9 protein-coding genes are annotated in these 13,511 nt (G+C 35.9%); 6 read left to right on the top strand and 3 right to left on the bottom strand.

Annotated features, from left to right (window positions below; genetic code table 11):
• Positions 1–14 precede the first annotated feature (14 nt).
• Positions 15–4,844 carry a cobaltochelatase subunit CobN gene (locus ACJMML_RS01080; protein ID WP_405305633.1) on the bottom strand — a complete coding sequence of 1,610 codons (4,830 nt, stop codon included), beginning with the start codon at positions 4,842–4,844 and terminating at the stop codon, positions 15–17.
• Between the two features lie 242 nt (positions 4,845–5,086).
• On the opposite strand from ACJMML_RS01080, the gene ACJMML_RS01075 reads away from it, so the two are divergent.
• Positions 5,087–5,923 (top strand): DUF1002 domain-containing protein, encoded by an 837-nt coding sequence (locus tag ACJMML_RS01075; RefSeq protein ID WP_405305588.1) that lies wholly within the window; start codon positions 5,087–5,089, stop codon positions 5,921–5,923.
• A 22-nt stretch (positions 5,924–5,945) separates the two neighbouring features.
• Here the strand turns inward: ACJMML_RS01075 and ACJMML_RS01070 are convergent, their stop codons facing one another.
• On the bottom strand, positions 5,946–6,272 hold the full coding sequence (locus tag ACJMML_RS01070; protein ID WP_405305587.1) for a hypothetical protein: 327 nt from the start codon (positions 6,270–6,272) through the stop codon (positions 5,946–5,948).
• Between the two features lie 137 nt (positions 6,273–6,409).
• Between ACJMML_RS01070 and ACJMML_RS01065 the strand changes: the two genes are divergently transcribed.
• Genes ACJMML_RS01065 through ACJMML_RS01050 form a run of 4 tightly spaced genes read left to right on the top strand, consistent with a single transcriptional unit; the run spans position 6,410 to position 10,427 of the window.
• Entirely contained in the window at positions 6,410–6,697 is a 288-nt protein-coding gene (locus ACJMML_RS01065; RefSeq protein ID WP_405305586.1) for a hypothetical protein, read from the top strand.
• A gap of 1 nt (position 6,698) precedes the next feature.
• The gene (locus ACJMML_RS01060) at positions 6,699–6,968 is read left to right on the top strand and encodes a hypothetical protein (RefSeq protein WP_405305585.1); all 270 of its coding nucleotides are present in this window, start codon (positions 6,699–6,701) and stop codon (positions 6,966–6,968) included.
• A gap of 42 nt (positions 6,969–7,010) precedes the next feature.
• Positions 7,011–8,849, top strand: coding sequence for a YhgE/Pip family protein (locus ACJMML_RS01055; protein ID WP_405305584.1), 1,839 nt, complete (start codon positions 7,011–7,013; stop codon positions 8,847–8,849).
• 51 nt (positions 8,850–8,900) lie between these two features.
• Positions 8,901–10,427 carry a pectate lyase-like adhesive domain-containing protein gene (locus ACJMML_RS01050; RefSeq protein ID WP_405305583.1) on the top strand — a complete coding sequence of 509 codons (1,527 nt, stop codon included), beginning with the start codon at positions 8,901–8,903 and terminating at the stop codon, positions 10,425–10,427.
• A 251-nt stretch (positions 10,428–10,678) separates the two neighbouring features.
• Here ACJMML_RS01050 and ACJMML_RS01045 read toward each other — a convergent pair whose 3' ends face one another.
• Entirely contained in the window at positions 10,679–11,320 is a 642-nt protein-coding gene (locus ACJMML_RS01045; protein WP_405305582.1) for a site-2 protease family protein, read from the bottom strand.
• Between the two features lie 296 nt (positions 11,321–11,616).
• On the opposite strand from ACJMML_RS01045, the gene ACJMML_RS01040 reads away from it, so the two are divergent.
• Complete coding sequence (locus ACJMML_RS01040; RefSeq protein ID WP_405305581.1) at positions 11,617–13,407, top strand: tyrosine-type recombinase/integrase; 1,791 nt, start codon at positions 11,617–11,619, stop codon at positions 13,405–13,407.
• Positions 13,408–13,511: the final 104 nt, after the last annotated feature.

The raw sequence follows: 13,511 nt of genomic DNA, 5'->3' as shown, positions 1-13,511 counted from the left end.
AAGTTGATGATTAATTAATAATCATCATATTCGTCTTCATCATTTCTTACATATCCGACAAGGAATATTGCAATCAGAACAATTATTGCAATGATAACAAATATCGGCATGCTTGATTCAGTTGCACTTGCAGATTTGGCTGCAGATTTATCGGACAATTCATATGCCTTAGCACCTGAATCTCCAGAACCACTGTCAGAAGCTGAACTTGAAGAACTTGAAAGTTCACTGGCAGATCTTGCATCTCCACTTTCTGAAGCGTCTGCACCAACGGCAGTTCTTCCTCCGTCGCTGCTACTGGACCTGTCATTTGATGTTCCGTTTACCAATTGCTGCGCATTGGAGTTTTGATTACCGGAGTTTGAATCACCGCTGCTTGAACCGCCTTGTTGCTGTGAGTTGGAACCTTGATCTTCCTCAGGCATTTGATATAAAGGATCAGTATTTGTTGCCTGTGCAAGTATCTCTGCGAATTTCTGTTTTTCAGCAGGAGTCAATGAACTCATTTGGATAAGTTGTGCGTTGAAAGCAAGGTTTTTACATGTGTGGTGACAACATGCTACACCATATTTGTTTACGTTATCGATATACTTGTCAACCAGCTCCTTATATGTCCTCATGTCTGTATGCCAGGTTCCTTGGTCTGCAAGGTAAATCATCCAAGCAAGTGAAGTCTGATAACCTGATGCTGTTGTTGCACTGTTGACATATCCGTCCATGCCCAGCAGCTCATTGGCCAATTGATTACCCAATTGGGTATCAAGATTGTTTCCACTTACTGTCAAACCTCCAAACATGTTTTGGATTCTAGCCGCATAGGAGTTCATTCCGGCACCACCCCCGGTAATGAGCGGCATGTAATATTTAGGGTTCAAAAGCATTGTCCTTATTTCAAAATCGATTTCCTCTTCATAGGTTCTTGCAATATAATTGTTTTTGCTTCTTATATCTACAAATGAAGTGTCCGGCCTTTCCTGACCTGACCTTTCTTTCAATATATTAGCAGCATTGTACAATCCGCCAAACCAGTCATAGTAATCGTCTGAATCGAAGAGTCTCCATGTACTGTCAAAGTTCTGAGTAATCAAATCAGTCTTGTTGAGCAGATATATGAAGTTGTCCTTTTGATTTGTTATTACAATATTGCCGTTATCGTCTATTGTCCAGGAGTAGGATACCCTTGAGAGATACACGTCCATTGCAAACTCATTTACAGTATTTATATCCCAGTCAGCTGTGTTCGGAATAAGTGTTGACATACCTGTTCCTTCAAGGACATTGCCCGGAAGACCGAACAACCTGTCAAGTGAAGGGTTTTCGGCATAATGCTTTTTCACAAAGTTGTTGGTTGCATTTTCGCCTTCTGCAAATGCTGCGAATTTAACAGCCTTCAACATCCATGTGAGCCAATCCTTATTGCTTGTAACGATACTTGCAAACACGTCAATTCTAGGCCTGTTTACAACAGTGCCGTTGGAAAGCTTGACTGTAAGTTTTTCCAAAGGAAGCATTTCAACATCAATGACCTTGCCGTTGTCTGCCCATACAGGCTTACATCCGAGGAAATACAGGAATTCGGCAACACCAATACCTTCTGTCCTTGATATTTCAGTACCCCATAAAATCAATGAAGTCAATTCCGGCCATTTGCCGTGTTTTTCATAATATTCAGACAGAAGCAAATCAACAATCTTGATTGCAGATTCATAAGCTGACTCTGAAGGCATCCTTGTAGGGTCTGATGCATAACCGTCATAACCTGTAGGAATTGAATCCCCATAGGAAGGGTCTGCAAAGAGTCCTGATTTCACATATCCTCCTTCAAGAGCAGTCAATATTGCATTCCATTCATTGTTGTTTTGAATATTGACGATTACCTGTGCTGCGTACAATGTTGAGTTGTATAATGAAGATCCGACTGGAATTCCATATTTCTGTGTCAATTCACTTATTGAAGAACCGTTTACCAAATCTGTTACATAATCCTTTAGGAACTGCTTGATTGCACTGGCCTCAACCAGATAATTCAGATTTCCTGAAATGTCTTCATAGAAATTCAATCCCTTTAATTCAGGATACAGGAGTTCCATGATGTATGTGTAGATTTTGGTCTGGGAAGTTGTAATTGTAATGACCTCTTCCACAAGCTCTTCACCAGTCAATATTTTACCTAAGGTATGCAAACCGTAACTTATGAAATCATCGCTCATCGCTTCAAGATACAAGTGAAGGTCATCCAACCATTGTTCAAATGTTTCGGCTTCGGTATAGTTTCTGAAACCTAAGCTTGGAGCCAATTTGATGATTTTTGCCTTATACTCTTCCGCATTTGAAGTTACATTGAGAGCCACCTGGTCCTTATAGTATGTAATATAATTATTTAACACTGTATAGTTACCATATAAACCGGATGTTACCATTGCCGGAGTCATATGAGTAATCAGCAATGCAGCAATCCTGTCACGTGCAACCATTGCTTCACCAGGGTTTGATACGATATAAGGATATAGGGTCGGATTCAAGGTTAGCTCAAATGTCCAGTCGCCTTCAACGGCACCCAAATTAGTACCCGGCAACCATTCAAGAGTTCCGTGAGTTCCCATATTCACGATTGCATTTACCTTTGCGGTTTTATCCAACCATTTGTAGAATGATACATAGTATTGTGTTGGAGGCAGAGTCAAATCGTGGTAATTTTCAACAGTCTTGAGCTCTTCCCAACCTCTACTTGGCTGGAATGTCACGAATACCTTACCGAACCACATTCCCGGAACGATCATGTACTGTTCGTCAGTACCATTGTAAACCATTGACGGTCCTAACCCTGAACCCCAATAATCGGTCATGTTTTTAATCAGATTCATTGGAATGTCTTTAATCAGATTACGGAAGTCCCTTGTTGAAATCAGTTGGTTGTGTCTGACCAGCTCGTCATAGTTTTCCTCAACATACTGTTTCAGCAAACCATAAGCCCATGATCCCTTGTTACCCATTTTGAAAATGCGCTCTTCAAGTTCCTGTGGAGTCATCATTTCCCTGATGTCTCCTCCGGTATCATATCCCTGCTCATACAATTTAACGATTAAATCATAAGTGGATTGAGTTACATTCAAGTATGAAGCACCAATTTCAGCTTTACCTGGCGGATAATTGTATAGTACGATAGCTATGGTCTTGTCAGAATTATCGAAATCCTTTAAATCTGCCCAGCCACAGCTTAACTTGACCATCTTATCCACACCGGTCTGGATTACATGAGTCTTACCTGCACCGTCAACATATGATAGGATTACAGGTCCGTAAACACCTTCAAAACTTGGATAGGTCACTGCATATGTCCATTCGATTTGTGGACCCAATTCAGAATTATAACTGTATTCTGATATATCATTGACACCTTTAAGAACCGCTAAATCTATTTCAGACAAATCAGGTTCCGCTGAACCATTAGCATAACTTAAAGACCAACTATATAGTGAAGTAATCAGTGAAATTCCAATTTTTGAGGAATTTGTGATGCTGTTTAAAATAGAAGACATTGAAGGAGTAGTACTTGTCTTGAATACGTTAAAGGCAGGTCTACCGCTTGCGGCATAACTTCTAATTAAAGCATCAACAACATCTCCACCACAATAGTAAGTAGCGATAGCTATGAGTTTTTTATCTGGATTAAGCTTAGCAGTAAAATTATTTTCAAAACTGTTGAATAATTCTTTAGGGTTTAAAGTGTGCTCAACCCAATATTGATAGTTCTCATTCATCCAATTGAGGCTACCGTCCTGTGTTTTTGTATAACCCGGATTTGTTGTAATCCATTCATGAATCAAATCCGGTTTAGGGACAAGAGTGTACATTCCCAAATCTGGATGGTAAAAACCACATTCTGGACTCATCATAGGAATTCCGTCCGCAGTCAATGTAGGATTGGAATACTTATCCGGTTCAATTAGATAACGAACATAATCAAAGTAATTCTTCATGTTTTTAACCAGAACATCTGAGTCCTTGATGTCTTCCGCCTGGAAATATGATCCAATGTAGGTATTTTCAATGGTATCGTAATAGTTATTGGTTGAATTGGCACCAATAATATGCATACCTGTTGTATTTAATATCTCTTGGGAGTAGACTCCAAAAGTATATGCAACCTTATAGTTTCTATTAGCCGGAGAGTTTTTCAACAATTCCTTTAGATATGCCGCTGTAAACCTATTATACGCTGAGTTTTCAGCAAACATGTCAATGTGGATGTAGTTTGCATATTCTGCCAACCATGCCCTTGACTCGTCGAAGTTAGTGGTACTGATGTATGCAACACGCCTTGACATGTTCATCAGCAGGTCAACCTTTTCGTTGTGAGAAGCGTAATCAACCAATAATAGCATGTCTGGAACAAACATCACATCCTTAATGTCCAATGTACCGCTGTTTTTAGTAAAATCAATACCTTTGAGATAAATCGGATTGTATGTCAGGTAGGTAAGTTCCAAATTATATATTTGAGAACCTAATCCTGTGAATGTTGCAATACCCTTATTATTGGTTGTCTGAGTTGAAATCAACTTATTTGTAGAATTTTCATACAACTTTACGGTAGCTCCCTTAAGTTCAATTCCATCTTCCGTCCATGTTTTGCCTGTTTCATTGAAAGAATCATAAACGTGAACATTAATTACATTATTCCCTGCTTCAAGGATTCCCTCATCTGATTGAGAAGACTGGACACCCGGAACATCATCTTGGATTTGCGTTATCTCTTCTAACTCGCTTGGAGCACTCACCACATCAGATATTGTTTCATTATCTCCTGCAAATACGCAGCTTACAGAAAATACAAGCAATATTGAAATAATTAATGCAAATAATAATCTTTTATCCGTTTTCGTTTTTTCACCTCCTTCATGCCCAATTGAAACATAGCAAAATATTATATTTACTATAAGTTTAAATTTGATTTGAAAACATATAAAATTAACTAAACTTAATTAAATTTATCCATTACTCAAAAATTGTATACACAGAAAAGATACATTTAAATACTTAAATAACTAATTAAAATTTACCATAATTATAAGAGGTGATATTAATGCGCAAGATAATGATTTTGCTAGCCATAATCGTTGTTGGAATGCTCATTCCAGCAGGATTTTCAACTAGCGACACCCAAGTGGTAGCAACATATGGAGAGACAACCTACAACAATGCAAATTATAAAAATATTGTAGACACATTTTTCATAAACAATGCTGGATTTGACCTTAAAAATGTAGATTCAAAAATCATCACAGCTTCTGAAGTAAACAAGATTTCCAGTACAATTACCGGAAAAACTTACTCATCAGATCAGATATTTTCATCTGCACTTGTGGATTTGAATGAAAATGATGATCTGGAAGTTAGTGTAGATAAATCCAAAATTACAACAATTACAGGGGACATGTACATTTCTGCCCTAAAATCAGCAGGAATTACAGCAGGACACGTTTATGTGACCAGTCCTGTGGAAGCAACCGGTGAATCCGCTCTTGCAGGAATCATGAATTCATATGAAGTGGCAACCGATGTTGAAATTCCGGAAACTGTAAAAGAAGCTGCCAACAATGAAATATACACCCAAGCGGAAATCGTCAAAAACTCAGATGTGGATGCTGATGACCTATCCAAACTGGTTGATGACGTGAAAGAAGAAGTGCAAGTTAATAATGTTACAGATCACACAACCATCGTGAACATTATCAACAACTATACTGTCATAAACAACATAAACATTACAGACAGCGACATCGAAAACCTTGCAACAAGCATTGAACAAATTCAAAACGTGCAAGGGGACATCAACAATTATCAAAACGAAGTGTCCGATATACTGAACAGCACCGATGCCGGCAATGAAACAGGATTATTAGACGGATTATTCAACTGAATAATCCATACTTTATTTTTTTTTAGATTAATTTTCTCAATTCGTTGAGATTAAGCTCAATGAAATCTCTATTTTTTGGATCGGACAATATCGCATATTGCCTTATTTTTGTCTTGATATATGCCTGCCTCAACAGCTTCTGCAAATCATCAATATCACTGTCCAATATGACATGCAATTTGGACCTTTCATCATCACTTAATTTGTTCAAATGTGATTCGACAGCTGGTCTGAACTTAGTTATAAGATTTGAATTCCTTTTTGCCATTCCACCCAATATAAATGATGGAGCTAGCAAAAAAAGATGTTCATGTTCCTTTAAATCATCATATGTAATTTTTTCTCTCATGTTCGCACCTTTGAATTAAAATATGCTCTAAGCCATTTATATCATTATTTAATTATAAAATATATTATAATTTTAGTTAAAACGAATAGAAACTATTTTATAATATACATAATGATAAATATAATTGGTGAATTTTAATGTTAGAAGAATATTTACCCTTTGTGGGATTAATAATTTTTGGAAATATAGAAAACCTTATCCTATCTTCTCAAGGAGTGGTTGAAGGTGTGAACCCTAAGATTTTAGGCGGTTTAAGTATAATTGTAGTAATTATCTGGCTCATAATTGGATTTGTAGCAACTGATATCGCTATACAATACTCCAATTACATTACATTCATTGGAGGCCTTGCAATAGTGATTTTAGGTATTATTTCAATTAGAGATGCAGTACACCACATCAGGGAAACTAAACGAGGTGAATAAAATGGTTAATTGGAAAGATTATGCTCCGTTCACAGGACTGCTAATTTTTGGAAACATCGAAAACCTTATTTTAGCTTCACAAGGTGCTGTAGCTCATGTGGATCCAGTCATCTTGAGTATATTGAGTATTATTGCAGTTATCATATGGTTATTACTTGGAACATATGGAACAAGAGTAGCCATCAAATATGCAGATTATATTGAAATCTTCGGTGGAGTAGCCATTATTCTTTTAGGTGCACAATCCATGCTAGAAGCAATGGGTATGTAAAATTAACATTTATTTTTAAAAATTAATTTGAAGAGGTGGAAAATGGGTAGAAAAGACATGAGTAATATTATTGAAATAATGAAAAACGATTTCAAATCAGCATTTTCAAATCCTATAGTAACATTAATACTGGTTGCAATAATTATTCTGCCTTCCCTTTATGCTCTTTTGAACATATACGCATGTTGGGACCCTTATGGAAACACAGGCGATGTGGAATTTGCAATTGCTAATCTCGATAACGGCACATCCTTCCAAGACCAAAAAATAAATGTTGGAAACGAGCTTGTTAAGGACTTGAAGAACAATACCAAATTCAAATGGACATTTGTTACGGAGGACGAGCTACGAGACGGGGTCTATAAGGGTGATTATTATGCAGGCATAGTAATACCCAAAAACCTGAGTAAGAACATTGTTTCGATTGCGACGGATAACCCTGAGCAGGCAAAATTGGAATATGTTGTTAACGTTAAAGCCAACCCTGTGGCTGCCAAATTGACAAATACAGCAGCCAATACAGTTTATACTAATCTTAATGCAAAGATTGTTGAATTTATAAACCTTGCTGCATACGGCAAGCTTGGTGAATTGCAGGAAGGGCTTGCTTCAGGAGCTCAACAGTTATCTAGCGGAGGAACACTACTTCAATCAGGCGCAGACCAGGTTTCCGCAGGTGCCGGCCAAGTTCAAGATGGAGCCGCACAAGTTCAAGATGGATCCGGAAAAATAAAAGAGGGATCCAACACATTGAAAGAAAAATCTACTGCAATAGATGAAGGTAAAAATACCATTAAAGAAAACTCTGAACTCATTAAAGAAAAATCCGAGGAACTTGAAAAGGGTTCTGAGGAAATTCAATCAACTGTTGATCCCTCTCTAATACCTGAGGGACCTGTTAAAGAATATGCTGAAGGAAATGCAAAACTTGCTGACGGAAGTGGTCAATTAGCTGAAGGTTCAAGCAAACTGGCAGACGGTTCTGTAAAACTGGCTGAAGGGTCATCACAGATTACAAACGGTAGTGTATATCTGGCAAGTAAATCCGGAGAATTGGCAGATGGATCTCGTCAATTGGCTGAAGGTTCAGTGAGCCTTGCAGCAGGAGCGGAAATGCTTTCAAATGCTGCAGCACAAGCATTATTCACTGCATCAGCTGCTCTTTTCTCATCTGCAGATGCGCTTTCAAGCATTACCGGAATCAACGAAACCCTTCTCGGAGATTATTTCTTCTCACCAGTGAAACTGGAAACAAATGAGATATTTTCAGTTCCAGACTATGGCTCAAGCGTATCCCCATTCTATATCGTATTGTCCATGTGGGTTGGTGCTTTAATCACTTGCGTAATGATTGAACCTAAATCAAGTGTGGGAACAAAATATTCCCCATTCGAGATGTATTCAGGCAAACTATTAATCTATGTGATATTGAGCATACTGCAGGCCTGCGTAACACTGATTGGAGCGCATATACTTGGAATCTATGTCGATAATTATCTTCTGTTCTACTTATCAGCGATACTGGTATCGATGGTGTTCATGATACTGATATATTCCATTATTTCGGCTATAGGAACTGTTGGAAAAGGATTATGCGTACTTCTTTTAGTACTTCAGATATCTGGTACCGGGGGAATTTATCCTATCGAAATCATGGGCAGTTTCTTCCGAAGCATATATCCATACATGCCAATGACGTATGCGATCAATCTATTGCGTGAAGCACAGCTTGGAGTTGTCTGGTCAAATTATATCCCTTCATTGGCCATTCTTTTAGGAATTGGTATTGCAACTGTTATTTGTGCAGTGCTTATTAAGGAAAAAGCAGACAAATCTTCAAAATACTTTGAAGAACGTTTAGAGGAAAGCGGATTATTTTAGAAGTTATTTCAATAACTTCTAATAATTTTTAGATATTGAAGGAGATGACAAATGAAAAGAAAGGGCTTACTGATTATTTTATTGGTTGCTTGTATGCTTTTTAGTGTTTCTGGTGCGGTAGCCAGTGACGTTAATGATGCAATGGTTAACGATACGGCTCTATCAAGTGAAGAAAATGAGTTTGTTGTCGACAGTGAAGTTGATGAGATAGCAGCATCCAGCAATGATGAAAATCAGCTGTCAGAAGATAGCGGCAGTACAGATGATGGAACCTTCACATCACTGCAATTGAAAGTCATAAAAGCGGATGCCGGAAGTACAATTAACCTAGCCAATGACTATAAGTACAACAGCGACTTTAGACTCACTACCGGAGTTTTCATCAATAAGGATATAACCATCGACGGCAATGGACACACCATTGATGGAATGGGCCAATCCAGAATTTTCAACATTAATTATGGCGACGGATTAAAGTTTCACAAAGTTACATTGAAGAATATCATTTTTAAGAACGGTAACGCCAAAATTTATGGAGGGGCAATATTAAACTTTGCAGATTTGACAGTTGACCATTGTACCTTCACAAACAACAAGGCAGACACTGCTGGAGGAGCAATTAATTCTTTAGGAGCATTAACCTTAAAAAATTCTGTATTTAACAAGAATTCAGCAGGAGGGGATGCAGGTGCAGTCTTTTCACTGACAATAGTAAAAGGTGCAGCATTCTATTACCAATATTTTGAGGGCAAAAATGCCACAGAGGATACAAACCTCCTTTATACTTTAATGCAGGCAGTTCTTGAACCGAGTAAAGACACAATATACAAGTGCACATTCTCCAACAACAAGGCTAATGGCCGTGGCGGAGGAGCGGTTTATGCATTCTCCCACATAGACATCAATTCCTGCACATTCAATTCGAATAAAGCAGGTGATGAAGGTGGTGCAGTATTTGGATGTAAAAATCTCTTTATAAAAAATTCCAAATTCAACTACAACACAGCGAAAAAATATGGTGGGGCGGTTTACTTCAAATGCCATGCACTGAGTGGTCATTATAAGGACGGAAAATGGGTTTCAGATGTCAAATACTTTACCAATTCCATCCAGTCTTCAACATTTAAAAAGAATGTTGCAAAAAAGGGTGGAGCAATATATGGATTCAAGTATGATGATGCCGATAAAAAACATGGCGCCAAAGCTGTCAAATGTACCTTTGATGAAAACAAAGCTGAAAAAGGCAGGGACATGTATGGCGGAACCACTTCAGAATGCAAATTCCTTTATTATAAGTTAGCATTGAAAAAAACTGCTGTGAAAAAATCCGCAAAAAAACTTGTATTGAAGGCCAAATTGAAAAAAGGCGGTAAAGTTGCCAAAGGTAAAACTGTCATATTCAAATTCAAAGGCAAAAAATACAAGGCTAAAACCAATTCAAAAGGTATTGCTAAAGTAACCATCAAAAAATCCGTGCTTAAAAAGCTTAAAGTTGGAAAAAAGGTTACCTATAAAGCGGCATACAAAGCATTTTCCGGAAAAGTAATTGTCAAAAAAACTGTTAAAGTTAAAAAGTAAATGTTTAAACATTTACTTTAATTATTTTTTTAAATCAATCTATTTTTTCTTATAAAATTATTAAAGATACAATTATTTAAATAGTGCCCTAATGATTTTTATTTAATTTAAGTAAAGGTTATTGCCATTAAATTAAATTACAAAACCGAATCAAAAAATTCAATTTGTGAAATCTATATGTGACAACAAAAATCAATTAAGTATGTCAAAAAAGATGTTTCAAGAAAAAATGCTACATGCAAAAAAGCATATTATATCCTTAAAAACATTTTAACCATGTTTTCAGGCCCAATCATTATAGACACGGCCATCAGCATTGCTGAAATTGCGAATATGACAAACCAAATTTTAATGTTCCACTTAAAAACTTTAATCCCATCCAGTGTATAAAAAGGAAGCATGTTAAATGTGGCTAAAAAGATATTAACAGAGAACCCTACTGCATCAATCAAAAATATGAAATAAAGAATGTCGGAATATGGCGTAAGAGGATATATCAAAACGGCAATTACTATGAAAATTAATCCAAATGCAATATTGAGCATTGGCCCCGCAACTGCAATTCTCCCAACTATCTCATCAGACAGATCTTCAGCATAGATGCGAGCTTCACCAGGCAATGCGATAACAATTCCAAAAAATGAGGTTACAAATGCAATCAGCAATCCTATAGGCCATAATCTAAATTCAGCCTTGTAACCATATCTCATAGCCATGAATTTGTGCCCAAACTCATGAGATACACATCCAATTCCGGCACCAATCATGACAACAGGCAAAATTGAAATGAATCCATGGACATCAAATTTGACATTTGATATAGCAAAACAAATAGAAAGCACAATAAATGCAATTATTGATTCAATCAATTCCCTTTTTGTTAAATTAAACATAATATTAAATTATATTTTTAAATATAAAACTTTTTCTTACATTCATTCCCATATTTACAATAAATTAATAAACATCGTTTACCTATCATTCAATTCTATTAAATAATTTTTTAATAAATTCGTGATAAAAGCAAATGAACGATGACAACTTATAATAATTCCAGGAATCTTTCATTTATCCTGAAAAATTTTAAAAAAAAGAATAATTAATATTTTGGCATGTTAAGAGTAACCTATATCTTATTGTCTGGGTTACCAAAAAATATATATAACGCAAAACGCATAATTTAAAACGTATGCCAAAAAATAACGATAGAATAAAATTTACCGAAACAGACCCCAAATTAATGCTCATGGTTAAACGAAGGAGCCTTACAAAAAACGCTAAAAAGAATTATGATACCATTTTCAATGAGATATATAATCTCCTTAAAGTTACTCCATCAGAAATAGTTGAAATTGGGAAAAAAGAACAAAAACCATTTATTAATGATGAAGGATTAGTAGATATACTTGATCTAGAAGACCGGAAAGTTACAGAATACCAAATAAAATATAAAGACCATTTAGACAAAAAGGGAAATGCGGAAAGCACTAAAAAATTGAAATTAGATACATACAGAGCATTATTAGGAGAATACAATATACAAAAACCCAAATCACCAAAAATAAAAATTAAAAAAGATAGAATTAGAGAATCAGACATTATTTCTTGGAGAGATGTCGAAAAAGCCATGAATATTAGCAAAGGAATTCGTGAAAAATCCATAATAGCATTTTTAGCCACAACTGGTATGCGAGGAACCGACATGCTAAATTTAAACATCAAAGATTTAATAACAGGTTGTAAAATATACTTTGATGATGGCGAAGAACATACTCTTGAAAATTTACTTAAAAAAGACCCCCAATCAATAATTCCTTGTTATGAAATAATGCCTACAAAAACAGATGACAAATCACAATTAGCCATGACATTTAACACCCCCGAGTGTAGTGAATATTTATGGCAATACTTAAAAGAAAGAATAGACAAAAAAGGAGAATTAAAACCAAGTGATCCACTGTTTGCTAATCGTAGTAATCGAAGAATAAAGATTGGATCTCTTGAAAAAATGTTTCAACGGTTAAATAAGCAATTAGGAGATGAAAAAGACAAAAATGGAGTATATGGTAAGTTTAGGAAACATTCCATGAGAAAACTTTTCTCAACAACATGTAGAAAAAACATGCTAAATATTAGTTTAAATTCTGATAAAACAACCGAAATGGATGTAGTGAGCATATTTACTGGCCATGTGCCGCCAAATGAATCAAATTCAAAAGCATATGAAGCAATACCAGATGATAGTGAAGATAGCTATCTAAGGGAAATATACTTCAAACTAGTGCCCTATTTAAGCATTAAAGATACCGAAGTACATCACATCAATTCAAAAGAGGTAACAGAACTTACAGAAAAAATCGACATATTGGAAGAACAAAATCAACAAAAAGACATCCGACATCAAAGAGAAATGGAAGAAAAAGATAAGGAAATAGCAGAATTAAAACAACTTATTCATCAGACACAAGAACAAGTAGATGAAAAATTAGAAGCCTTTGACAGAATAACCTCAAGAAAAACAAAAACAGACATAGAACACATTATCAATAATTATTGCCAAGAAAACCTAAACGAAGAAGACCAAAACAAATCATTCGTTATTCGTAAATTAGCATTAGATATGGCTTTAGAAAACAAAAAAGATTTTGAAAATACTGATGAATATCTGTCCTCATTAATCAAAAAGGCCAGAATCAAAATAAGTATGTCTGGAAAAACTACTGAAGAATTGTTCAACCAAATTATGGAACAAAATAATAAAGACTACATAAAGAATAAGCAAATGACTAACGCTGTAAGAGAAGTAATGAAAACCATGACAAGTAACACAGAATTAATGGAAATCATTAGTGATGAGGATTACTATGAACTGCAAGATGCAATAGAAACTTACCTTAAAAAATCAGACTATGACATCACTAACTTAACTGATTCAGACAAAACTGAAATAGTCAGTGCAGTACTAATGGAATTTGTATAATGAGAATTAATCGTTATTTTTGACCTATGAAGATAGCAAAGTGTGCGGTCAAAACTCAGCAAAATACCTCTTTCGGCCAGGTGTGGATACTACACGTATTGCGG

It is taken from the genome of Methanobrevibacter sp., from assembly GCF_045130115.1.
Classification (GTDB): domain Archaea; phylum Methanobacteriota; class Methanobacteria; order Methanobacteriales; family Methanobacteriaceae; genus Methanocatella.
This window is presented reverse-complemented; position numbering and strand designations above follow the sequence as displayed.